Source organism: Peribacillus sp. YIM B13482, from assembly GCF_042787975.1.
GTDB classification, from domain to species: domain Bacteria; phylum Bacillota; class Bacilli; order Bacillales; family DSM-1321; genus Peribacillus; species Peribacillus simplex_A.
Window position 1 is genome coordinate 1 of sequence record NZ_JBHZPF010000050.1, and the last position, 21635, is coordinate 21635.

A 21635-nucleotide genomic window follows, 5' to 3' on the forward strand; every position below is an offset into this window, starting at 1 on the left:
TGGTTTAATAAGTTGCGAATTCATGGAACTTTAGGCTACGTAAGCCCTCTAGAATTTAAAAAGTTGTCCCTTAAAAATATTGTTTGATTTAGTGTTGACAATCCAGCTTAAATAAGTTACAAGACATTCTTAATCAGTGTAATTTTTATCGAACGCATCAATCCTATTTGGTGTCGATTGACAAAATTGAATACATAGAATCGGACAATTATATGAAGTCATATAATGTAAAAAATACATCACTGTAATCACAAGATTACCCTAAGCCGTCACAAATTTACGGCTTTAAAGAATCTCATCGAACGACATTTTTAGTTTTTTTAAAAAGTACCAAGGAAAGGAAGACATTTCTTTGGTACTTTACGTATCTTTAATTCCAACTTCCATACCATAAGAAATATTTGTACTTAAAAAACCAGAACTGTCAAGAACTGCTGTAATAGCGAATGCTGTAGGATGAGGTATCTTTGGAAGTTTAACTGGCCATGTAACCAGTTAAACTCTTAAAGGTATGATTGCTGTCATGTTTAAACCCAGAGTACCCTGTAGGCCTTAGAAGGGGGAATGGAGTTTTCGCCCTTACGGATGGGAATTAAAAGGTATCCTCCAAAGGGCATATTTAGTTTTCTTGGGAGTTGAAGAAGACCAAATAATTAACTTGTTTTTAGTCCCCGTTTGACATCAACCAAGTTATTTTTTGTTCAAACTTCAATTTCACTGATTACAGGAATGCTGCCCCGATAGTTCCATTAGAAAAAGGCTGCCGCAGCAACCCTTTTAATGAAGTAAACACAGCGATACTTAATGGATTTCATCAATTATTTTTTGACGAGTTAGCAGCCAGCCTTGTCCAGCAAATAGGAGGATTGAAAGAACAATAAAGCCAACACTTACCATTGTAATGGTTTGCACGTCAAAATATAATGCTCCCTTAGAATAATCAATCATCGCTAAGGGATACGTTAATGTGCAACCAACAATACTACCTGCTACGATGCTATATGTTATAAAGAGAAGAATTTGTGCAACGATAAGCTTGACTAACTGATTCGGTGTCAATCCAATTAGGCCTGTATTGCGTAAGCATGTCTTTTTGAATAAATGTAATGCATTAATGATTGAAATACTCCAAGACAAGTTGCAACTATTAAAATGAGAAGCACCCCAGCAAACAGTCCCAAACGCTGGAAAGATCCTATCGGCCTCTTCTAAACTTGTTTTAAAACTACTTATGGTAAGCTCGGGATACATCTTTTTTAATTCCTCCAAAGCGAACATCGTTTTCTCTTCATCACTAGTCTGAACAAATAGCTCATCTAATACTAAGCTCCTCTCAAAAGGCAGATGAACGGATAAGTAGCCACCCTGCGGTCTGCAGCGTCTGTCAGGCCCAAGCGTCTAAGCAAATCTTCCGCTACCAGACGCGGATTGTCGAGGTATCGTAATTTGGCAATCAAGATTAGATTTTCCCGTCCGGTCGATATTTCGTCCGCGGCGGCAAATTGTCTGGTCAGACTGATCGCCTGCCGTACGTTTTCTGGCTTTAACGCGACATCGAATCCGTTTACGGTGGTGGTTCCGCTGTCTTGTTTGAGCAGCGTGGCCAGGATTTTTACAACCGCGGACTTGCCCGCCCCGTTGCAGCCGAGCAGTGCGAAAATACTGCCCTCTTCCACCTCGAAATCTACGCCTTTTAGAACTTGAAGCTGCTTGTAGGATTTCTGCAACCCAGTCACTTGAATGGATTTATTATTCATTCTAATCCCTCCTATATATAAAGCTGAAGGCGCGTGCTCACAGCACAGTAGCGCCTGCAACTGGGTTTGTCTATATAGACTGACAGATAATCAGTTATACAACTTACTTGTTAAAAAATATAACTGAACAGCTTGTTTTCAAAAAAGCTATTCAGTTGGGTTGTTCAACGCTTATTTTTTCTTACCCACTCGATTCAGAATGCTTTTGTTCAAATTATTGCGTAACTTATCATCCCATCTTTTCGCTTGGTCGATAAGTCCATTGGCGAATGCTGTCACGTCTTCACCTGTCACTTCCAATACGTCTTTGCCATCTGCCGCACCATCTTCAAACAAATCAATGAGATCATACTGGATTCTCAGCATATCCATGCCGCTTCCAGAGGCAAAACCCCACATATAGTTGCAGATTTTTTTATAGGCTTCTGGGTAGTTGCCTGGCAAAGCTTCCACACGCGCCATCATTTCTTTGTATTCTTTTTTGTCGTCAAGTATCTTTTTGATGAAATTTACCATGATATTTAACCTCCTACTTATTTTTTATTCGTCCATATTTTTACTTGCTCTTCAACTCTACTCTCAATTTCTTTTTTCAAATCTACTTGCCCTCCTAATATACTCGCCGATTCTCCGTCTAGTTTTGAGAGAGCCATCAATTCATCGGCAAATGCCGCCACGTCTTCACCGGTAACATCTAGCACATGCTTGCCTTCTGCTGCACTAGCTTCAAACAGTTCATACAAATTGATGATTTCTTCACCAAATCCATATCCGAAATTCCACATGTACTTTTGAATCTTTTTGAACACAAATGCGTAATCTTTCGGTAGGGAATTTACTTTTTTCATAAATGCTTTGTATTCCTTCTTGCTTTCTAAATCGCCAATGATTAGCTCTATAAATTTCTTCATATTATTTCTCCCCCTTTAGGGTATTAATTTTTGATGAAACAAAATTCCATTTTCCCCAAAATTGTTCGAGTTCCTCGTGTCCTGCATTATTTAATGAATAAAATTTGCGAGGAGGACCCATTTCAGAACGCTTTTTCTCGAAATTCACTAATTCTTTCTTTTCCAGTCGCACCAAAATGGTGTAGACCGTACCCTCAACAACCTCTGTAAAGCCCATTTCATTGAGACGACGGGTAATCTCGTAGCCGTAAGTATCTCCCCGGCTGATAATTTCCAGCACACAACCTTCCAACACACCTTTGAGCATTTCTGTTAAATTTTCCACAGCATACACCTCCTAAGCTAATAAGTTATACAGGTATTCAGTATTAATGAGTACTGGTATAATGTAATACTATGTAGCGAAGGTGTCAAGTGTGCATTAAAAAAATTATAAATTTAAAAAGACACAAAAGGATTTGCTGTAAATGCGGAATAAGAAAAAGAAAACCAAAATAAAGTATGGATTTCGGTTTATCATTTTTATAAACGATTTAACTTTATTTAAATCGGTACATCTTTTTTTTATAAGGTACGACTTTATTTTAAAACTACAACAATGCTACAAGAAAAAAGACGATTAGCTATTGCTAGTCGTCTCTTTCACTTTAGCATAAATAGTGGAACGTGGGACACCTGTCATTTTGGCTATATCATTAACGCTTAAACCGTTAGATTCTCTTTCATCATACAGCTTTAAAGCCTTCTTAACGTCCTTTTCGTCCTTCCCTTTCCTACCCATATGTTTCCCCTGTGCCTTGGCACGTTCCCTTCCTTCTGCCGTTCTATCTTTAATTAGATCACGTTCAAACTCAGCAATAGCCCCCAGCATAGTAAACATTAGCTTTCCTGATGGTGTACTAAAATCAATCTGTTCTTTGATGAATACTAAAGCTATTCCCCCTTCTTCTAGTTCCTTAGCAATCTTTTGTAGGTCAAAAGTGGATCGTGCTAATCTATCCAACTTGTAAACAACCAGCTTGTCACCTTCCCTTAAATAGTCCAACGCCTTAGCAAGTTCTTTCCTGTCAGATTTAGCACCACTTTGTTTTTCCATGAATATCTTCTCGCAACCATACTCTTTTAACTTCTCTTCCTGTAAAGCCAAGTCCTGATCTTTAGTTGAAACACGTCCATATCCAATAATAGCCATTATGTGAAACTGAAGTTTAGCTTCCACATACATATTCGTTATGATTTCCTGTTGTCTGGACAAATTCCGAAGGTCTAATAGCTGAATTCCTCTAATTTTATGAGGTTCACCTTTGTAATACAGCACACACAACTGGTACGCATCGATAGCGTCTGTTTTTACCTTCCGTAAACTGGACTTCTTTGCCTGATATAAAATAATCGGATTTAGTAAGATATATAGAATAGCATGGTAATGCCCTGTAGATTCTAAAATGACCATAGGCATCTGCCCTGTCACTTTCTTTTAAAAAGTCTAAAAAATGATCTAATTCCTCTTTGATGTACTTCATTGAAAAGCTCTTCCCATACGGTTTAGAATGATCTAAAACCTGAACTTGACTCTCTCCTTTTTGCCACATCCAGACCAGCAACTGGATTCATTGTTTTTTTCCCTCCTTTACTTACTAACCAGTACCCCTAGTCCTCCATGCAGTGTCATAGCTTCGCTTGTTATACGAGATCTACGTCCCAACTAGCCTCAAACATGTTTCTAAAGTAGTGGGTGGACAGTTTAGTTCACGAGATCAAGCGCGCACCCGTACGTCCTATCCTGGCTACTGATATAATAGATTCTATTAAAAAAGGTCAACAAACCTTATTAAAACTAATAGAAGTTTTGATATGTACTACGCTACATTCAATTTCATTTGAATCGACAAGTCTTGAATAAAATGACAAAAGGTAATCTAATCGGATCACCAGCTAGAAATTCACTAAGATAATGTTCCGCTTCCTTCTTAACATTCCTGTATTAGTAAAATTGATAAAACCACCAATCTTAATGACTGGTGGTTTTTGTGTATTTATAAAAAAGACAAAGTATTTTAGTTCAAAAATACATTGTCCCCCAATTAATATCCTAGATTGAACGACGGATGAACACGGCAACTCCAGTTCGCCCGAAGTCAAGGTTCAATACTTGTACAAATCTATTTCCAAGTAAACAACGTACAGCAGCTCTGTAGGAATCACCAGGATCTAAATTGTTAGCACAAGGAACAGCACTTCCAATCACTGTAGCTTGTACAATTGTACGCTGAGCTAAAGGTATTAACGTAGCTCTTTCCCAAAGAATCGTAACTACATCAACAGATCTAGAACCAGAACAAGACATATAATTCACCTCTTTTCATTGTTAATATATTTAATGCAAATTCAGACAGCTTGGTTCATTCTTTTGTCATGAAAAACAAAAAAAGGCACTTTATTATCTGATTATTCAAGAAAAATTCTAGCAACTTATTCAAAAGGAAACGAGCGACAAAAGGGAAATCCAGGAACACTTTGAAATCCACCAAGTCGTCGAAGGCACTGCCCAGATTGTCGAGCAATACATCTGAAGCCGAGCCGCAAATGAAACTTGGCAGTACATCTGTCAAAGGACTTCTAGTCGATTTCGGCGATAGTATCCATTTAGGCAAGATTAACGAGAAGGATTATTAATGATTGAAGCCGATACGATTCCGTCGATAAAGGTGTTTCGCCGATTGAATTTTACAGGCCGGATAATTTTATGGAAATTGTGGAGCGGATCAGTAGGAAGGGGTTGGTTAATTAGGATTTTTTGAGGGACTTGTGATTATTGTTGTAATCATAAGAACTGTGCCATTTAAACGTTCGTGATCGATTGTGTGATCAAAATTATGCTCTAAAACATGTTAATACGGGTTTCCTTAAATCTAAATACACTTAAAATATTAAATCAAAAAGACAGAGAGCTTATCTTTGCTACCTGTCTTTTCGTTTATGACTAAACATTAAGTTAAAATACACATCCTGTACGTCATAGTCGATTTCTATGGAATTATCCGTAAGCTGCATCCCTTAATTCACTTTTGAAACACTAAAAATCACACCAGCATCTTGATTGTATCGTTTTCACTATAAGGAGTCTCATTTTCTTCTTCATGGTAACTAATAATTTCACCTTCTGCCTAAGAAATATTAATACTACTAAACGTGAATATTCCTACTAATTAGACCAATAATAGTGAAACTGAAAACGATTTTTGAACACTTTAAATTGATCTATCTCCTTTACGTCCATCTTTTATTCTACTAACAATATTCCGTCGGCAATCGGGCGTTCACCTGCTGCATCAGATGGTCTTGTGACTCGATCATCCCCAACTGTCATGGTAGTCGATCCGCCGCCATCAAGATTGATAGCATCGACGGCACCTAATGACTTCATGACTTTCGCACTTTCTTCAAAATTAGCCCCTACACTCCATCCGGGTGCGCGTCCATCGATCGTGACAAATAATAGATTGCCATTTTCCTTGATTCCAGCAAGTGTTCTAGGGTTACGACGTTCCCCAAAACGATAATAAAACCCAGGATCTTCTTCCCAGTGAAAGCCTTCCTCTACGGTGTTAATGGAAACTTCTCCATTTTCCAACAATCGAGGACCTCCGTTAATCATGCTTGTGGTTTGGTCTAATTTTAATAGCTTTCCATCCCCGATGATTTCACTCTTCACCTGAATCTTCATCCCTTGTTGAGCATGGTCATGAAGCCACTCTGCTGCTTCCCCCGTTCCTGTAAGAATAGAACCACTGCTTGGAATGTCTCCCCCACGCTGGTTATGAATTTCCACCACTTCTCCGGCATGATTTACTACCACTTCCGCACCGTCGCCCGATTCTGTCTTTTCTCCAAATATGGAAGTATATTGGATAAATTCACTTTCATCCTTACAAGTAAAATCATGTTTCGGCCGTTCTGTTGTCATATCTCCTCCAACACCGCCACAATTGCGGATTAATCCTGGCTTCCGATTTAATCCATCCACTTCCCTAACCGCTCCATCAGATGAAGTAGCCTGAATTGACGTGGAAACAGATGCAATTTTTGCCTTATCATCATCATCATCATCATCAGAAGATAAAATCAGAGCTGAACGGCCATTAATCGCTTCACTGACAAGTTGACCATTGCTGGCGAATATACCGGCAAGATCGCCTGATGTACCATCATTCTCTCCTACAACAAAGTATCCGGCATTAACTCCTGCAATGGCAACATTTCTGTCAGCCATTTGGGTCAATGTTTCTTTTCCTATCACTGCATCATTTGCTAATTCTGGCACCACATGCCCTTGAAATCGTTCCTGATCCACTTCTAGGACGTTTACTACCCATGGTCCTGTTGTTTTCTCTCCGTCCTCTCCCGTATACACATTCCTTAGACCCGTATATCCCTTAGCCGATAACTGTTTTCTCATTTCCGTTGCATCCGCTTCCAGCTGATATTGGCCGATGCGAACAATGTATCCAAGTGGTCCTTTTTCCAGATCATCCATGGCCCGATCCGGTTCCCGAATGATACGAGCATTTCTGAAACCATCTCTCTTTAAATTTCCCAACAATTTCTTTGCCTGTTTCTGTGTTTCTACAAATGTCACATCCACTGTGTAAAAGTCTTTAGAAGATGTTTCACCACGAATGATTTTGGTATACATCACTCCTGGTGCTGGATTCATAGAAGTTCTTTTCTCTTGCAAATTAGGCATTCCAAGCGGAAGCACATGATTTTTCATATGCACTTGTGATTGAACTGGAGTTTCTGGAATGGCATTTACAATCATCACAGCAGTTAGACTAATAGAGGCGATAGGTAAAAAAGGCTTTTTCCACATTTCCATCATTTTTTTCCTCCAATAAAGTTATTTCCTCCTTTAACTTTATTGTCTAAATATGATGGAAAATTAAATGGACTATTATATTTCAATCAATTTTAAGTGAATGAAAATGAGCATATATACTCGATAAATATTACAATTCACATTTGTAAAAGGACTAATTTTCTTATACTTCGATTCTTAAACGATTGGGATATCTACTTTTTAAAAAACTGCTACTATAAAAATCATTTTTCATTCAAACAAAAAAAGCCCTCATATTTTAAGGCTTTTTACTAAGCTAATCATCCAAATAATTTCGCAAAGGTATTTTCACCGGCAATACCGTCAGCTGATATTCCCTTGGCCCTTTGAAATGCCTTCACCGCTATCTCCGTTCCGTTTCCAAAGATACCATCTATACCATGTGGATTATGTCCTTCTAAATAAAGTGCAGCTTGAAGGATATAGGTGATATTCCCTTTCGCCCCTTTCCTAACATTAGGTGAAGCCGCTTTTGTTTGGGGTCCACATATTCCATCCACATTAATCTTTGCACCATATTGTTTATTCAATTCGGTTTGAAAACCCTTTATCAGTGCTTTTTTAGTATTAGGTCCATAATAACCATCCACATCTATTTTTGCATTATACCGGTTATTTAATGTCCTTTGAATGGACTTGATAGTCTGAGTGCCAGTATCCTTTGTAGGCGTATTTTTTACAATGACATCCGATTCGACTTGTGTTGCTGGTGGAGGGGTTCCATTCACTTTTGATATCAGTTTAGGCCTTGTTCCCGCTTTTAACTGAGAATAAGTTAGGCCACCCGTCATATCCAAGTGCGGATAATCTTTAAAGCTTGACCAATCCCCGCCCCAAGCAAAGCCCAAGGATTTACCAATGGCCGCTACCCGTTTCCATTTTGCATCAATTGTCCAAATGGCATTCTTTCCATCATCGCTAACTATGAAATAATCAATGGCTAGTCCATAGTTATGGTAAGATTGACCTGGTATCGCATTCGTCACTCTCGGTTTCGATAAATCACTATAGTTTTTTCCATCATAGATATAACCTAGGCGACCTTGACCATATAGCTTTGCTTGCTCTTCCATAGACCGATAACCTGCGCTGATTTGCACAAAAATACCTTCTTGGTATGCCTGTTTGACCATTTCCAATGCTGACTCTTTAACGACTGGATGAATTCCGCTTCCCATATTCTTTTCCGAACGATCAAATAAAGTTTCTAATTTAACAGTCAATTTAATCACCTCCTAATATGTTATGGTGCTTATTAGGAAATGCTTGTACACCTACCTTGACGTTCCAAAAAATCCAGTGAAATACAAGAAGCGCACCCCAATGGATTGCGCTTCTTTTCTATTATGAAGGCCTATTTTGATCTTCTTTACCGTTACCTATAACTCTAATCAATTCATCAAGCTTTTCATTTCTTTCCTGATCTGCTTTTGTCTTGGCATTGATGAATTTTATCACCTTAATTACAAAGTAAATGCTTAAAAAAAGAAGTCCCAGATAAGATAAAATCGGTATGATTGCAAATAGCCCGATTAAACTGCCGGCTTGGCTCATAAACAATTCCTCCTTTATGTAAAATATAGTATTATTATACATTAAAGACAGGATAAGAAGGAAACGGACACAAAAATCACCCAGTTATCAACATACTTCGCCAATCAATATTACCAGCTTTCAATTATTTTATTCGTAGTGTCCATATTTTCGCCTTCCAATCCTCTCCATCATAAAATGGAGCTATTAAAGCTGAAAGGGGAATGCAAATGAACGAAGGTAGAGATCCATTCGTTTCTTCACTCGCTTCTAATTTAAACATGCGGCTCACTCGTTTAGCAGAAGAAAGGGATATCCCACTGGAAAGATTGCTGGATAAATCAGTCGAATTGTTACTAGAATATATGGAAGACAATGAATTGATCAATGACCATGTTAAGTTTAACAATGTTGAGGCCATAAATAAAAATAATGAAATCATTCAGCAAAGCAGGAAAATCCTAGAGAAAGATTAGCTCTAAAACACTCGGCCCTTACGGTTGGGTGTTTTTTCATCTGCTTATGACTTTCATCAGTTTTTTAACTACCGTGTGTCTCCACTGACAACTTTACCATGAACTGGTACTCAATTAATAAAGGGCAGCCACTAGGACTGCCCCTGTATAACAACTGCCTTACAGTTTAATGATGCTTTTTCTTGCATTTTATACATTTACAACGCTTTCTGGGCACCCATACTTTACTGGGGTCATTATTCTCAAAACATTTTTCTACATAACAACAATATATTTCCATCCTAACACCCTCCTTACTATTGTATATGCATGGACTTATTGAAGGTGTGGACAAGTTGCTAAAAGTTTAGAAGGGGATTCATTTTCCATGGTTCTGTACAATCTCCAATGCAAGTGGGAGCAAACTGAAATCTCCCCAAGTTTTATGACCTGGAATAACGATTTTCGCTTCCTTATATACATTCATTAAATTCTTCATCGTATTTGGCCACGCTCCCATGTTAGCTTCATCAATGATCTCGGAATTCTTTTGTTCCAGCGCGAAAATCATATCTCCAAATAATAAATTATACTTTGGAAGTATGGGCTTCTCCTGGGAATTATGTTTCGATTTTCATATTTCCAACTCTTAAAGTTGTTGGTCCTCCTGCGAGGGAAACTTGTTCCACACTTATCCATTTAGGAATCTCTTTTTTACCTATTTCTTCACCTTTATTTTTAAATATGGTTTTTCCTGATCTCGCTATGTCTGTTAGTAGCTTGGACTTTCTGGACCTGCTTTTGAGCTAATTCCTTACTGTAAGGAATTAACTTTGTACCACTTGTTACTTTTTTCCAAACCACCTTGCCTGAAGTAAATCTATATGATTTTAAGTCATTACGGACTATTATCTTAGGAATCCGATATAGCTTAAGATGATACATATTCATATCAACAATGAAAAGACCTTTTGCGTTAAGGTCATACAAAAGAATAAGCTCTTCTTGTCTTCCATTATTCCTTACTGGCAGGTGATGAATTTAGGTTCACTTGTTACTATGTTTGCGATTTTCGTCATCATTGCGCCCCTGTTGATCTGCAGATTCAAAGTGCCGTCATCAGCCTGTTCTGGCGCTTTTCCTCAGTAAGCTGGTTTCCGAACATATCTTTGCCGGTGACTGCTTCGCCGAGGCCGTTGGCTGCAAGGAGTCCGTATATCCCGTATTCGGTTTTCTGAAGGAGGCTATAGTCCTTCAGTCACTATAATAAAAGGACCTTAACAACATACATTAAGGTCCTTTTATTTTCCAGCCAAGATTTTTAAAAAAAATACTATTTTGATTTAACAGCTTCTCTTATTTGTTCTACGACATTATTAAGCCACTGTATAGGAGTTAATCCAATTGCGGGAAAATAAATTTCAGCATTAGTTTGAATATAGTTTTCCTTTTCTTGTTTTGTTCTATTACTAGTTAGAAATTCGTCACAATACTTTATTGTAAAAAGCAAACATTCTTTATTAGCTTCGTTTATAAACTCAGCTAATGCTTGTTCAGGCGAACTAATATCCTGGTGGAATGTTCCACCTAAAAAATCTTCTAACTCTTCTAAGTAATCATACCTTTCGTCCATTTAAATTCCTCGCTTCATTATTTTTCTGGATATCCTGTTAGAATAAAATTACCGTTTGAATCCTTTTTAAGTACAATTTTTGCATTTGTAACATTCTCTACAACTTCGGAGTTTCTTGATACACTTCTACCAATTATCTCTCCATCACCCTTGTATCTTAATGGTAATGTAGGTCGACTATTAGGTTCTGAAAGCCACTTTTGTATTTTCTCAATATTTTTGGGATTTTTTAAGACTGTAAAAGCAACTTTCTCAGCTGTAGGCCTATCTATAAAAGTAGAAGAACCAGTAATTCTTGGATTATTTCTTATCCTTTCTAATAATTCTTCATCAGTTTTCCCAACATGTCTTTCAATCAAATGCCCACCTCTTGACTCATGTACAGCCAGACCACCACCAGGTGCAAGAGAACTCTTATCTCCTGGTTTAACATTATCTATACCATTAGGAATACTCTCCCCTGAAACACCCTCTACTTTGCTATCCTTCACCGTAAATTTCTGATAGGCTTCCTTAATTGTCTGCTTTTCCATCATAACTTGGGGAAGGGTTGGTCCTCCTGCAAGGGAAACTTGTTCCAAACTTATCCGTTTAGGCATTTCTTTTTTGCCTAGTTCTTCACCTATATTTTTTAACGTGGTTTTTCCTGATCTCGCTATGTCTGTTATTGTAGCTTGAACCTTCTGAACCTGCTTTTGCGCAAATTCCTTGCTGTAAGGGATGAACTTTGTACCACTTGTTACTTTATCGGCGACCTTCGCCGCACCAGCCACACCGCCGATTACAAGTGCCATCAACAGCCCATTCTGGCGCTGTTCCTCAGTAAGCTGGTTTCCGAACATATCTTTGCCGGCGGCTGCTTCCTCGTTACAGATAATAACAATTTAACACTTGGGGGTATTAAAAAAATTATAGTGCTCTTTTAATTTTTAACGCTAAAAAGCACTCGTTGCCTTTAGTAGACAATCAAGCGCTTTAGGTTCATTTTCTAAATAAATCATTAAGTTTCATGTTTTAATGTTGACAGTATGACATCTATGAGGGGTCCTATCTATTAAAATGTTATCCCGCCCTATTTTCGTTCTTATTACCTAATATTAAAATTACATTGACACACCTTGAAGGTACAACCTTAATGAGTCATGAATTCAAATTAGAGCGTATCTTCGAGTGTAAACAATTTAAAGGTTGTTATTTTTTAACTCCTCAAACCACTCATTAGCAATATGATGGGCCGTTTTAATATTGTCATTAGTATATACTAAATCATACTTGTATTCAGCTTTGAAGTTCCCACTCTTAACATCATATATTAATTTCATCTCAGTGGGCATATCTCTTTCATATTCTTTGCACAATACTTTTATTTTTTCAGTATTTTCATTGATAATATCAAGTACCATAAACCCTCGTTCTGTAGACATATCGTATCTTTCTTCCCCATTTTCCAATGCATCATTCAATTTATGAGACTTTACATATTTATTGTTAATCAAATAAAAGAAACTGCTCGAAATAATTCCTTCTTCACATGAAGCATAAACATATACTTTATCAGCTCTATCTTCAACATATTCCATACATATGGATATCATATCTGCTTGCAATTCACTAAATATATCTTCAAATTCTCTCATACTACTTTTTCACTCCTTTGATTAATTTTTAAGATTTGCAGAACCAAACTCACCATCGATAGTGTATCTGACTATAAATTTCTCTGGACGCATATCGTTCCCAGAGTAAATTATATTTACATCAACTGTTACTTTTTTGGGAGGTGTTTCTTTTAGAGCTGCAGCCCATAGTTCTTCAAGTTTCTTATATTGCTTCAAATTAACATCAGATAATTGCGAAACTAAATTATCAATTTTAGGTGAGCCTCCAAACCTATCACCTGCCAAATGCCCTGCATGGTCTTGACCTTTTACTTTACCAGGTGTGTTTTTGCTGTGTGACAATCTATCTGTTCTCGTTGTTAATTTTAAATTTTCTGTTTCAAATTTTACAATCCTACCTACATTATCTGTTTCATAAAAGTAATCATACTCTCCTGTTTTATATCTAATATCAGGCTTTAACCTATTTTTTCTTCCGTTTGTAAACTGTAGTCTGTTGTCCACTAATGTTTTAACTTCACTTACTTCAGTCCTACCTTTACCCGTACCCTTAGAAATACTCTCCCCTGAAACAGCCTCTACTTTGCTATCCTTCACCGTGAATTTCTGATAGGCTTCCTTAATTGTCTGTTTTTCCATTACAATTTGGGGAAGGTTTGGTCCTCCTGCGATGGAAACTTGTTCCACACTTATTCGTTTAGGTATTTCTTTTTTACCTAGTTCGTCACCTATATTTTTTAACGTGGTTTTTCCTGATCTCGCTATGTCTGTTATTGTAGCTTGAACCTTCTGAACCTGCTTTTGCGCAAATTCCTTGCTGTAAGGGATGAACTTTGTACCACTTGCTACTTTATCGGCGACCTTCGCCGCACCTGCCACACCGCCGATTCCGAGTGCCATCAACAGGCCGTTCTGGCGCTGTTCCGCTGTTCCTCGGTTAGCTGGTTGCCGAACATGTCTTTGCCTGTGGCCGCTTCGCCTAGGCGGCTGCGGTTAAGCCGTACAGATCGCACTTGGTTTCATGGCAGATAAATCATTGGATTAATATCCCATTTTACATTACCCTAAAACCATTATTAAAGATAGTTTCCTTTTTTTCTCTACTCATACACTGTCACAGTCATTACAGTCTATATACACGACAATAAAAATTTAACTCTAGTGTATTATGCTCTTTTAATTTTTAACGCTATAACGCTAAAAAGCACTCGTTGCCTTTAGTTGACAATCAAGCGCTTTAAGTTCATTTGTTTTTAAGTAACATTAAATTTGTAAGTTTCATAGTAACAGTATGACAACTTTTATATGTCGTGACAAATACTACGTTAAAACTTACGAATTTGTACGAGTTCGTTAGTTTAATATACAATTCATGTGTTTATATTCATCGCCCAGTAAAATGTCATATCACCTAAGCTCATACTTCTTTTTCTATCTATCATTGTCGTAATACTCTTTGATGGTACAACCATCATGAGTCTTTACTTTTTACAGCCGATTTTATATTGCAACGTCCTGGTAACCTACTTCAATTATTTTTTCATTTAATAGACGAAGCCCTAATCCATTTTCTATATCCCATGTACAATTAAATGTAATTCCAATATCTCGCCCCTCAAAAATATCCGCATAAGGAACAACAATTCCATCTAAAGTTATCATTTCTAGTATTTGATTTGTTGTTTCAACTAATGGATAATTTTCATTTAATCCAATATCATAACCTAGTTCATGTCGCTTTTGTTTGTAATAGTCTAAAATTGATTGCAATAAACTTAGCTGTAAATCCTCCCATTTTTGCATTAATGCTTGATATGCCATATACTGCTCTTCATCAAACTTTCCATCTTCTTCACCATCTACCATCAAAGATATCTCTTTTTCTTTACCAAAAAAATGAATAGTGGTATCCTTAGCCCAACCATACTCATACTCAAGTTCACCAAAAATTGGGTCGTTTATAGTCATTTTAAGATCTCCTCTTTTTGTTTATTAGCAAACCCTCCAGGTATAAAAGCTCCTGCATTTATTTCTCCTACACCACCCAGATGTCCGAATTCACTATTTATTTTTGTTGGCACAAGTTGCATTGTTTTAACATCATTTAATTCATGCCATGTTAATTTATTATTTTCTCGATATTTCTTTATATCTCTTGCACTAATTTTACCAGACTCCATCCCAAATTGGCTTGCTAATTCAGGTGAATTATTAAGTTGATCAGCTAATTTTTGGTCTGATTGAACAAAATTAGCTCGTCTGGCTTTCCCTCCATAAGTTCCTTTTCCTCCAAACATATAGTTGATTTCAACTTGTGCTTTTGCTGTCGGTGAAAAATCAGGAACAGCATTTTTATATTGGATGCCATCAATCCCAACTTCATCTAAAATTTGTTTTAATTGACGGTCCGGTGGCGGCTTAAGTATTCCCTTAGATTCACCCCTTATTCCCTCAAATTCAACCTTTGAATTCTCTAATGCAGGTGTCTGATTAAGCCTCGCTTCATACGAACTAGCAAATTCAGTTTGTCTAAAGGCAGGTGGAACTTCAGCACCCCTATTATTCGTCCCCTTAGGAACACTCTCCCCTGAAACAGCCTCTACTTTGCTATCCTTCACAGTGAATTTCTGATAGGCTTCCTTAATTGTCTGTTTTTCCATTACAATTTGGGGAAGGGTTGGTCCTCCTGCAAGGGAAACTTGTTCCAAACTTATCCGTTTAGGCATTTCTTTTTTGCCTAGTTCTTCACCTATATTTTTTAACGTGGTTTTTCCTGATTTCGCTATGTCTGTTATTGTAGCTTGAACCTTCTGAACCTGCTTTTGCGCAAATTCCTTGCTGTAAGGGATGAACTTTGTACCACTTGTTACTTTATCGGCGACCTTCGCCGCACCAGCCACACCGCCGATTCCGAGTGCCATCAATAGTCCGTTCTGGCGCTGTTCCTCGGTTAGCTGGTTGCCGAACATGTCTTTGCCTGTGGCCGCTTCACCAAGGCCGTTGGCTGCGAGGAGTCCGTATATTCCGTATTCGGTTTTCTGAAGGAGGCTAAAGCCTTTTGTCGTTTTATAAGCATCGAGCGTGTGGTTCGCTGCGTTGAGTCCTTTGGCCGTTTTGTATAGGGCGCTTCCGCCTTTGATGGCCCGGCCGGCCCAGCCGACGACGGGGATGAATCCAGCGGCGGCCATGGCGCCGGCGGCGATTCGTTCGGCTTCGGACAGCTTGCGGCCCGTTACTGGATCGAATCCGGTTGAGGCCCTGATAGAATCATAATATCCCGTGAATTCCCCTGTAAAGGTTTTTGTCGTATCCCAGGCTTTTTCATACCATGGGCGGTTTTCGAGTTCTTCCATTTCACGTTCGATTTCCTTAGCTTCGGCTTGTTGCTTTTTGAAGGTCTGATAGTCTTTCATCTGACCGGCTACTTCATCCTTCACTTGATAAACGTCACTATTCTTAAATGCCGATTGGTTGAATGTCATAGGCGAAACCTTGCCGTCCTGTTTGGTGGCATCAAGCAAGGCGCGGAAAAGGCCAACGGCCACGTTTTCCTGTCCGACGGACAAATCATATTCCTCGACCAATTGCCGGTCGACATTCTCGACCTTTGTCACGGTGTCATCCAGCCTATGTCCTGACAGCGTGATTTTTTCATTAAAGTCTTTTTGGTCGAACATATCAAGAGATAGGATATCACCAATGCTGTCGAGGATCCTTTGGAGATCGCTCGCTTGCTCATCGACAAGCGACTTCGCTTGGTTGATGCCATTCGAAACTTCCCCATCTAAAAAGGGAACCTCGACCACCGTATTTCCGGAGAGGTCCGCCTCTTCCAGACTGGCCGGAATGCCTTCCAAAAAACTGATTTGGGTAGTGAATAGTTCCATCCAGGCGTCCGCCACTTCGATTTGTGCTTCATAGAAGCTTTTGATGGCCGCCGCGCCGGCTCCTTGAAACTCGTGATCAAGGCCGACGATCCCCTGAAATTCCTTTTTCAGCGCAGCAACTTCCTTCTTTAGTTCTTCATATTGCTTGGCTCGCGACTTGGTTGCGGCCGTCAATGTCTCGGCTTCATATATTTTCATTTCACAGGATACCCCTGTGAAGACGTATGGGCGATGGCTTCATCCTGCTCTTTTAATAAGTCAATGTTAGCACGGGTATCTTCCACATTTTGCTGGACGATCTTGATATATTGCTCAAAGACCTTCTCCAAATTCGTTTCGCGATCGATCCATTTCGAGGTGAATTCCAATTTATTGTTGCCAAGCTCGCCTGCCGGCAGATTTCCAAGCTTGACTGTACCAAGAGCCGTCTTCACCTGATCAACTTGTTTCGTTACGGCAGGATGATTCAGTTTGATTGTCGTCATTAAATCAACCGCCTTTTTAAATCTGATATTTTACTTTCCAGTTGCTCAAATGCCTCTTCACCTTTGCTTAAAAGGTTATCGGCTTCTTGGGCTATATTCCCCGCTATATTCAGGAGGGTATTCTCGGCACTTAGCTTTGTAATCATCGCCTCAATCTTCCATTGGTAATCGTCATAATCGTCATGAATGATGCTAAACATGACATTATAGGCATCATGACGGGCTTCCTGAAAATGATCCGAGCGCTTCCCGGTCCAACTACCACCTAGCTCTGGGTCTTTTATTTTCCTAATCTCGTTAAGACACATACTCTGTTCTTTTATGATATCGTTTTTCGCTTTTTCTAAACGTTCAATTTTCGCATTTAAATCAGCTTTTTTACTGGAGATAGCAGAGTGTATATTACTCAAAATATCTGCATATACCATGAAACTCACCTCAAGAATAGTATATTTATGCATTATCTGTCATATTTTTCTTATTTAATTATAAGGATTAAAGTCCGAGAGTTAAATAGGGAAAAATATGCTATTTTGTCAGTTAACAGAGAAGATTGGCATGATAAATATCATACATACCATATTCTTTATACCCTGGATTTTACCAATTTTAAACAAGTGAATAGATCGTCATATCCTTAGATCGTCCATAAGAATTTCAACCACTTCATTCAAACTGCCCTTTACCGTATCTTAACACCAAATCTTCCCGGACAAATTCCCTGCAAGTGGAAGATAGATGTGACCTTTGAGGATGTATCAAATCTCCAAATGGCAAATCCCCGACAAATTTAACTTCACCTTCAAAATTCTGTTCGGATTCAGCATCAAAACCGGATACTTTTACAAAGCAAGTATTATGACCGGTTTTCATATAATCGATTATTGTTAACACATGATTATGTACATCACTCATTCTTTTCCCTCCAACCTTGAAAACATTTAAGTATATTAAGGATTAAATCAAATCGTTTATCTAGGGGCATTAGAATATTAGAAATCAGGAACACCTACTTTAGAATCTCTTATTCTTAATTTTTCTATGTATTGAATATTATATGGTTAATCTATTCACAATATATTAACTATACCTTTATTTAGCTGCCGTTTCATGTCTTGATTTTCCAATTCATTCACTTATGATTTTTTATGTGTCCCAATAAATGCGAAAGAATAAACACTGACATAGTAGTGGATATTCACCCCTTAACGTGTTTATTATTTCATATTACTGCCATCTAAGGTCAGTCGTGCCCCCCAGAGGACCTGCCCACTTCTATATAGATTTATAACCTGCTATAATCTAAGGAATTGGAGGTGTGAAAAATGAAAGAATTCATCCAGATATTAGCGGAAATCGTCAATAATCTTCACGATTTCATCCTATTCTTTGTGAGCGATACATTAAATTCAAATGCAACGGACAAGGATTTGCATTTTTGGATAATGGGAATCATCGGTATCATCATCTTTTTGTTCGTGTTATTTTTATCTAATTTAATTTCCCGGATGCGTTTTGGGATTACGATACTTTCTTTCCTTTATACCTTTACTGTCATGGTTGTTTTAGTATTTGCAATTGAAATTCAGCAGGCCCTTACCAGCAGAGGGAATATGGAATTTCAAGATGCTGCTGTTGGCCTTTGGGGCTTCATCGTATTTTTCATGGTTTTTGCTGTAGTGTCATCCATATTCCTTTTAGTGAAGAATTTTTTCAAGCAATCAGAAAAAAGGTAACGACAGGTCACCTTGCTTAATTTATTCCTTATGGCCATTGGATTTATTATTGGCGGGAACGGGACACTCTCTGTGGCAACATCTTAAAATGGAAAGGGAAAGTTACAGAGAAGCCTTTTTCAGGCGAGGTAATGAACACATGCTATCAATTACTTCGGTTCACTTTCGTTAAAATCAATGCTAAACAGATTAAAAGAATCGTCTTCATTCAAACGGTCCTTATCATACCCGGATAATTCAGAACTATTTTCCCTGCGACGGCGATTTACTTCCCTTAATTCCGCTTCTAGAAATTCAGCTTGACCGTGGGAAAGCTTGATCGTGATTTCATTATTATTTTGATCATCTGCAGCTTTCAAGAGGACATAACTATCCGCTGCATTACGTAAAGTCACGTTGCTTAGTGTTAAGTTCATGTTTGCGAGTTCATATCTTGCCTTCATAACGTAAAAAGAACCTCCATCGGAAAATACCGGTTAAAATGGTGTATATTAAATATACTTTACTTCAAGATATCTAAATATACAAATTCTTTGTTTAGAAAAGCCTTGAAATCTAAAGAAATCTGCCCACTTAAAGAGCTTTCCGAGACAAGAAATGGAAAAGTAATGCGCCGTGTCATTAAAGCCCCTTTATTGAATATAGATCCGGTCAAGTTTCTTCCCTTGAAAATCCAGAAGTTCTGGAAACGATCAAGCATTTGAATGCGAATTCATCCCTTTCTTAAATAAAAACAGATTACCATGAATGAAGTCACATTGACTATAAACAGAACCCTTCACTATCGGAAAGGTTCCATTTGTTTATAATTCTTTCTCAATCGCGCAGGTAATATCGTATGGGCCCATGCTTTCATTTGAATTAATGACGGTTATCATTCGATTTGCCGGGTATACCGCAGAATTGAAACTTACACCCTGATCATAGCCCATTATATGACATTTAAAAATCCCGTCATTTTTTTTACTTATCCATATACCATACCCATAGAATTCCCCTCCATCTTCTCAGCCTTTGATGGGAAGGGAATAAATATTCGTTCTCCATGTTCCATTTTCTTCGTTTATGTACCCTAGCGCTGTGTTTTTAGGGAGCTTGTCCATGGAGAAGTAACCGGAATCTTTTCTACCACAAGGCAGAAAGATGTTATTGTCAATATATTCGGGAAATTCAAGCCCGGTTTGTTCCTCAACAATCAATCCCAATACAATATAGCCAGCATTATTATAATGAAATCTTTCCCCAGGTTCGAACATCATCACATCATCTTGAAACATGGGCAGAAAATCTTTTAATCTTTTTATATGGTACATCGGATTTTTCTGCCATAGCTCTTCAAAGTCCTCCATCACTTCTTCATCAAAGTAATCAGGAATACCCGAAGTGTGTGTTAAGAGGTGATGTATGGTTACATTTTGATGGAAATCCGGAAACTAAAAACTCGATCGGAAGACAGTCTTTAAGCTTAAAATCAAACCTAAGTGTCCCTTTTTGTACTAACTGGCAAATGGCTATCGCAGTAAACAGTTTACACCCAGAAGCAATTCCGAACCTTGTTTCAGTCGTATTCATTATTTCATCCAATCGATTGGAATAGCCATGTCATGAACTATATATTAGATCATCTCCCGTTTTCACACCGATTACACCGGAGAATTTAATTTCCTTGCTAGTTTCTTTAATAAGCCTGGATAGATCCAAATTGAGAGCCGATATTTGATTTTCACCTTTACTGGTAAAATATTTTTATTACTCATGTGTTAGCAAAGTGATATTCATTGGTCTTCCCAAAAACGCCCGCACCTTTAAAAGTGATGCGGGCGTTTAAATTTACTTGAACTTCTCGGCTTTACCCATTCTTTTATTTCCACCAAGTATCATAAACGTTAATGGCTTCATTACGTTTATGTTCTGTTTTAGTATACCATCCTTCGATGATTTCGGCAGCTTCCGTCCTGATTTCCTTTCCTTCAAGGTAATCATCGATTTCGTCGTAACTAACGCCTAAAGCCACTTCATCAGGAATTAATGGTTTGTCATCTTCTAAATCGGCCGTTGGAACCTTCGTATAAAGACGCTCAGGAGCACCGACGAATTTCAGGATTTCTTTTCCTTGCCTTTTATTTAATCGATATAATGGGATGATATCCGCTGCACCGTCACCATGTTTCGTAAAGAAACCTGTGATTGCTTCAGCCGCATGGTCCGTACCAAGCACGACACCTTTGTAAAGTCCGGCTAAATCATATTGTACCTTCATCCGCTCACGCGCTTTGACATTTCCCCTTAAGAAATGCGATAGTTTTTCAGAAACGGCTTCTTCCACAGCCTTTACTGATGCATCCACCGCTCCCTTGATGTTGACTGTAACAGTTTGGCTTGGCTTGATGAATTTTAAAGCCAACTGCCTGTCATCTTCATCAGCCTGTACTCCATATGGCAAGCTAACAGCAACAAACTTATAATCGCTGCCATTTTTTTCTTCATTCAATTCATTGACAGCGGTTTGGGCAATATACCCCGCCAGTGTTGAATCTTGACCTCCAGATATTCCAAGTACAAAACTTTTCAGAAACGTATTTTTCTTCAAATACCCTTTTAATAGATCAACACTTTTCCTGAATTCGACTTCAGGATCGATCGTTGGTTGGACAAGTAATTTTTTTACGATTTCTCTTTGTAATGGACGCATTGGCAAAGCCTCGCTTTCTGATAAAAT

The 21635-nt window shown here is 38.2% G+C and carries 24 protein-coding genes and 5 pseudogenes; 4 read left to right on the forward strand and 25 right to left on the reverse strand.

What is annotated here, in order from left to right:
• Nucleotides 1-113: 113 nt before the first annotated feature.
• A pseudogene (locus ACFX4L_RS19825) lies at nucleotides 114-248 on the forward strand (LytTR family transcriptional regulator DNA-binding domain-containing protein); the annotation flags it as partial.
• A 553-nt stretch (nucleotides 249-801) separates the two neighbouring features.
• Here the strand turns inward: ACFX4L_RS19825 and ACFX4L_RS19830 are convergent.
• From ACFX4L_RS19830 to ACFX4L_RS19865, 8 genes and pseudogenes are all read right to left on the reverse strand, one after another.
• Nucleotides 802-1251, reverse strand: coding sequence for a hypothetical protein (locus tag ACFX4L_RS19830; RefSeq protein ID WP_377405976.1), 450 nt, complete (start codon nucleotides 1249-1251; stop codon nucleotides 802-804).
• Between the two features lie 101 nt (nucleotides 1252-1352).
• A pseudogene (locus tag ACFX4L_RS19835) lies at nucleotides 1353-1757 on the reverse strand (ATP-binding cassette domain-containing protein); the annotation flags it as partial.
• Nucleotides 1758-1928: 171 nt separating this feature from the next.
• Nucleotides 1929-2273: a DUF1048 domain-containing protein gene (locus ACFX4L_RS19840; protein WP_061463003.1), complete on the reverse strand. Its 345-nt coding sequence runs from the start codon at nucleotides 2271-2273 to the stop codon at nucleotides 1929-1931.
• A gap of 17 nt (nucleotides 2274-2290) precedes the next feature.
• Nucleotides 2291-2668: a DUF1048 domain-containing protein gene (locus ACFX4L_RS19845; protein WP_057216467.1), complete on the reverse strand. Its 378-nt coding sequence runs from the start codon at nucleotides 2666-2668 to the stop codon at nucleotides 2291-2293.
• 1 nt (nucleotide 2669) lies between these two features.
• Nucleotides 2670-2993 (reverse strand): PadR family transcriptional regulator, encoded by a 324-nt coding sequence (locus ACFX4L_RS19850; protein WP_089363852.1) that lies wholly within the window; start codon nucleotides 2991-2993, stop codon nucleotides 2670-2672.
• A 294-nt stretch (nucleotides 2994-3287) separates the two neighbouring features.
• A complete protein-coding gene (locus tag ACFX4L_RS19855; protein WP_377383424.1) occupies nucleotides 3288-3860 on the reverse strand; it encodes a recombinase family protein in 573 nt (190 codons plus the stop codon).
• A gap of 63 nt (nucleotides 3861-3923) precedes the next feature.
• A pseudogene (locus tag ACFX4L_RS19860) lies at nucleotides 3924-4127 on the reverse strand (IS110 family transposase); the annotation flags it as partial.
• A gap of 633 nt (nucleotides 4128-4760) precedes the next feature.
• Complete coding sequence (locus ACFX4L_RS19865; protein ID WP_377405978.1) at nucleotides 4761-5015, reverse strand: hypothetical protein; 255 nt, start codon at nucleotides 5013-5015, stop codon at nucleotides 4761-4763.
• Between the two features lie 206 nt (nucleotides 5016-5221).
• Between ACFX4L_RS19865 and ACFX4L_RS19870 the strand changes: the two genes are divergently transcribed.
• Nucleotides 5222-5344: a DUF3898 domain-containing protein gene (locus ACFX4L_RS19870; protein WP_377383401.1), complete on the forward strand. Its 123-nt coding sequence runs from the start codon at nucleotides 5222-5224 to the stop codon at nucleotides 5342-5344.
• Nucleotides 5345-5951: 607 nt separating this feature from the next.
• Here ACFX4L_RS19870 and ACFX4L_RS19880 read toward each other — a convergent pair.
• From ACFX4L_RS19880 to ACFX4L_RS19890, 3 genes are all read right to left on the reverse strand, one after another.
• Entirely contained in the window at nucleotides 5952-7550 is a 1599-nt protein-coding gene (locus ACFX4L_RS19880) for a phosphodiester glycosidase family protein (RefSeq protein WP_377405980.1), read from the reverse strand.
• A gap of 278 nt (nucleotides 7551-7828) precedes the next feature.
• Nucleotides 7829-8800 carry a peptidoglycan-binding protein gene (locus tag ACFX4L_RS19885; protein ID WP_445744649.1) on the reverse strand — a complete coding sequence of 324 codons (972 nt, stop codon included), beginning with the start codon at nucleotides 8798-8800 and terminating at the stop codon, nucleotides 7829-7831.
• 112 nt (nucleotides 8801-8912) lie between these two features.
• Nucleotides 8913-9122: a hypothetical protein gene (locus tag ACFX4L_RS19890; RefSeq protein WP_377383396.1), complete on the reverse strand. Its 210-nt coding sequence runs from the start codon at nucleotides 9120-9122 to the stop codon at nucleotides 8913-8915.
• A 209-nt stretch (nucleotides 9123-9331) separates the two neighbouring features.
• On the opposite strand from ACFX4L_RS19890, the gene ACFX4L_RS19895 reads away from it, so the two are divergent.
• The gene (locus ACFX4L_RS19895; RefSeq protein ID WP_061463079.1) at nucleotides 9332-9577 is read left to right on the forward strand and encodes a ribbon-helix-helix domain-containing protein; all 246 of its coding nucleotides are present in this window, start codon (nucleotides 9332-9334) and stop codon (nucleotides 9575-9577) included.
• A gap of 358 nt (nucleotides 9578-9935) precedes the next feature.
• Here ACFX4L_RS19895 and ACFX4L_RS19900 read toward each other — a convergent pair whose 3' ends face one another.
• The 11 genes and pseudogenes from ACFX4L_RS19900 to ACFX4L_RS19950 all read right to left on the reverse strand — a co-directional run bounded on the left by ACFX4L_RS19900 (nucleotide 9936) and on the right by ACFX4L_RS19950 (nucleotide 18095).
• Complete coding sequence (locus tag ACFX4L_RS19900; RefSeq protein ID WP_377383393.1) at nucleotides 9936-10127, reverse strand: MBL fold metallo-hydrolase; 192 nt, start codon at nucleotides 10125-10127, stop codon at nucleotides 9936-9938.
• Between the two features lie 762 nt (nucleotides 10128-10889).
• Nucleotides 10890-11189, reverse strand: coding sequence for a contact-dependent growth inhibition system immunity protein (locus ACFX4L_RS19905; protein ID WP_377383391.1), 300 nt, complete (start codon nucleotides 11187-11189; stop codon nucleotides 10890-10892).
• 17 nt (nucleotides 11190-11206) lie between these two features.
• A complete protein-coding gene (locus tag ACFX4L_RS19910) occupies nucleotides 11207-11983 on the reverse strand; it encodes an RNase A-like domain-containing protein (RefSeq protein WP_377383390.1) in 777 nt (258 codons plus the stop codon).
• Between the two features lie 387 nt (nucleotides 11984-12370).
• Nucleotides 12371-12826, reverse strand: coding sequence for a DUF600 domain-containing protein (locus ACFX4L_RS19915; protein WP_377383388.1), 456 nt, complete (start codon nucleotides 12824-12826; stop codon nucleotides 12371-12373).
• A gap of 21 nt (nucleotides 12827-12847) precedes the next feature.
• On the reverse strand, nucleotides 12848-13708 hold the full coding sequence (locus ACFX4L_RS19920; RefSeq protein WP_377405982.1) for a DNA/RNA non-specific endonuclease: 861 nt from the start codon (nucleotides 13706-13708) through the stop codon (nucleotides 12848-12850).
• Nucleotides 13709-14308: 600 nt separating this feature from the next.
• Nucleotides 14309-14776, reverse strand: a complete 468-nt coding sequence (locus ACFX4L_RS19925) for a DUF6985 domain-containing protein (protein ID WP_098936517.1) — start codon at nucleotides 14774-14776, stop codon at nucleotides 14309-14311.
• A complete protein-coding gene (locus ACFX4L_RS19930; RefSeq protein WP_377383422.1) occupies nucleotides 14773-15468 on the reverse strand; it encodes an HNH endonuclease in 696 nt (231 codons plus the stop codon). The genes ACFX4L_RS19925 and ACFX4L_RS19930 overlap by 4 nt, the downstream gene beginning before the upstream one ends.
• Before the next feature lie 471 nt (nucleotides 15469-15939).
• Nucleotides 15940-16893: pseudogene (locus ACFX4L_RS19935) on the reverse strand (ribonuclease YeeF family protein); the annotation flags it as partial.
• Nucleotides 16890-17180, reverse strand: coding sequence for a YwqI/YxiC family protein (locus tag ACFX4L_RS19940; RefSeq protein WP_377383384.1), 291 nt, complete (start codon nucleotides 17178-17180; stop codon nucleotides 16890-16892). The gene ACFX4L_RS19940 and the pseudogene ACFX4L_RS19935, both read right to left, overlap by 4 nt.
• Entirely contained in the window at nucleotides 17180-17608 is a 429-nt protein-coding gene (locus tag ACFX4L_RS19945; RefSeq protein WP_125161473.1) for a YwqH-like family protein, read from the reverse strand. Before ACFX4L_RS19945 ends, ACFX4L_RS19940 begins: the two co-directional genes overlap by 1 nt.
• Nucleotides 17609-17846: 238 nt before the next feature.
• On the reverse strand, nucleotides 17847-18095 hold the full coding sequence (locus tag ACFX4L_RS19950; protein ID WP_284470849.1) for a hypothetical protein: 249 nt from the start codon (nucleotides 18093-18095) through the stop codon (nucleotides 17847-17849).
• Nucleotides 18096-18505: 410 nt separating this feature from the next.
• Here ACFX4L_RS19950 and ACFX4L_RS19955 point away from each other — a divergent pair, with 410 nt between their 5' ends.
• Entirely contained in the window at nucleotides 18506-18916 is a 411-nt protein-coding gene (locus ACFX4L_RS19955) for a hypothetical protein (RefSeq protein ID WP_061463072.1), read from the forward strand.
• 149 nt (nucleotides 18917-19065) lie between these two features.
• Here ACFX4L_RS19955 and ACFX4L_RS19960 read toward each other — a convergent pair whose 3' ends face one another.
• The 3 genes and pseudogenes from ACFX4L_RS19960 to nadE all read right to left on the reverse strand — a co-directional run bounded on the left by ACFX4L_RS19960 (nucleotide 19066) and on the right by nadE (nucleotide 21608).
• Nucleotides 19066-19359 (reverse strand): hypothetical protein, encoded by a 294-nt coding sequence (locus ACFX4L_RS19960; RefSeq protein ID WP_284470850.1) that lies wholly within the window; start codon nucleotides 19357-19359, stop codon nucleotides 19066-19068.
• Nucleotides 19360-19719: 360 nt separating this feature from the next.
• Nucleotides 19720-20632 (reverse strand): annotated as a pseudogene (locus ACFX4L_RS19965) (serine hydrolase domain-containing protein).
• Between the two features lie 145 nt (nucleotides 20633-20777).
• The gene (gene nadE, locus ACFX4L_RS19970; RefSeq protein WP_284470852.1) at nucleotides 20778-21608 is read right to left on the reverse strand and encodes an ammonia-dependent NAD(+) synthetase; all 831 of its coding nucleotides are present in this window, start codon (nucleotides 21606-21608) and stop codon (nucleotides 20778-20780) included.
• Nucleotides 21609-21635 lie beyond the last annotated feature (27 nt).

What these genes read in the sequence shown, in the direction of transcription:
- ACFX4L_RS19830 (WP_377405976.1), bottom strand. Translation starts at nt 1,251, where the DNA reads ATGTATCCCGAGCTTACCATAAGTAGTTTTAAAACAAGTTTAGAAGAG.
- ACFX4L_RS19840 (WP_061463003.1), bottom strand. Translation starts at nt 2,273, where the DNA reads ATGGTAAATTTCATCAAAAAGATACTTGACGACAAAAAAGAATACAAA.
- ACFX4L_RS19845 (WP_057216467.1), bottom strand. Translation starts at nt 2,668, where the DNA reads ATGAAGAAATTTATAGAGCTAATCATTGGCGATTTAGAAAGCAAGAAG.
- ACFX4L_RS19855 (WP_377383424.1), bottom strand. Translation starts at nt 3,860, where the DNA reads ATGGCTATTATTGGATATGGACGTGTTTCAACTAAAGATCAGGACTTG.
- ACFX4L_RS19865 (WP_377405978.1), bottom strand. Translation starts at nt 5,015, where the DNA reads ATGTCTTGTTCTGGTTCTAGATCTGTTGATGTAGTTACGATTCTTTGG.
- ACFX4L_RS19880 (WP_377405980.1), bottom strand. Translation starts at nt 7,550, where the DNA reads ATGATGGAAATGTGGAAAAAGCCTTTTTTACCTATCGCCTCTATTAGT.
- ACFX4L_RS19890 (WP_377383396.1), bottom strand. Translation starts at nt 9,122, where the DNA reads ATGAGCCAAGCCGGCAGTTTAATCGGGCTATTTGCAATCATACCGATT.
- ACFX4L_RS19895 (WP_061463079.1), top strand. Translation starts at nt 9,332, where the DNA reads ATGAACGAAGGTAGAGATCCATTCGTTTCTTCACTCGCTTCTAATTTA.
- ACFX4L_RS19900 (WP_377383393.1), bottom strand. Translation starts at nt 10,127, where the DNA reads ATGATTTTCGCGCTGGAACAAAAGAATTCCGAGATCATTGATGAAGCT.
- ACFX4L_RS19905 (WP_377383391.1), bottom strand. Translation starts at nt 11,189, where the DNA reads ATGGACGAAAGGTATGATTACTTAGAAGAGTTAGAAGATTTTTTAGGT.
- ACFX4L_RS19910 (WP_377383390.1), bottom strand. Translation starts at nt 11,983, where the DNA reads ATGGCACTTGTAATCGGCGGTGTGGCTGGTGCGGCGAAGGTCGCCGAT.
- ACFX4L_RS19915 (WP_377383388.1), bottom strand. Translation starts at nt 12,826, where the DNA reads ATGAGAGAATTTGAAGATATATTTAGTGAATTGCAAGCAGATATGATA.
- ACFX4L_RS19920 (WP_377405982.1), bottom strand. Translation starts at nt 13,708, where the DNA reads ATGGCACTCGGAATCGGCGGTGTGGCAGGTGCGGCGAAGGTCGCCGAT.
- ACFX4L_RS19925 (WP_098936517.1), bottom strand. Translation starts at nt 14,776, where the DNA reads ATGACTATAAACGACCCAATTTTTGGTGAACTTGAGTATGAGTATGGT.
- ACFX4L_RS19930 (WP_377383422.1), bottom strand. Translation starts at nt 15,468, where the DNA reads ATGGAAAAACAGACAATTAAGGAAGCCTATCAGAAATTCACTGTGAAG.
- ACFX4L_RS19940 (WP_377383384.1), bottom strand. Translation starts at nt 17,180, where the DNA reads ATGACGACAATCAAACTGAATCATCCTGCCGTAACGAAACAAGTTGAT.
- ACFX4L_RS19945 (WP_125161473.1), bottom strand. Translation starts at nt 17,608, where the DNA reads ATGGTATATGCAGATATTTTGAGTAATATACACTCTGCTATCTCCAGT.
- ACFX4L_RS19950 (WP_284470849.1), bottom strand. Translation starts at nt 18,095, where the DNA reads ATGAGTGATGTACATAATCATGTGTTAACAATAATCGATTATATGAAA.
- ACFX4L_RS19955 (WP_061463072.1), top strand. Translation starts at nt 18,506, where the DNA reads ATGAAAGAATTCATCCAGATATTAGCGGAAATCGTCAATAATCTTCAC.
- ACFX4L_RS19960 (WP_284470850.1), bottom strand. Translation starts at nt 19,359, where the DNA reads ATGAAGGCAAGATATGAACTCGCAAACATGAACTTAACACTAAGCAAC.
- nadE (WP_284470852.1), bottom strand. Translation starts at nt 21,608, where the DNA reads ATGCGTCCATTACAAAGAGAAATCGTAAAAAAATTACTTGTCCAACCA.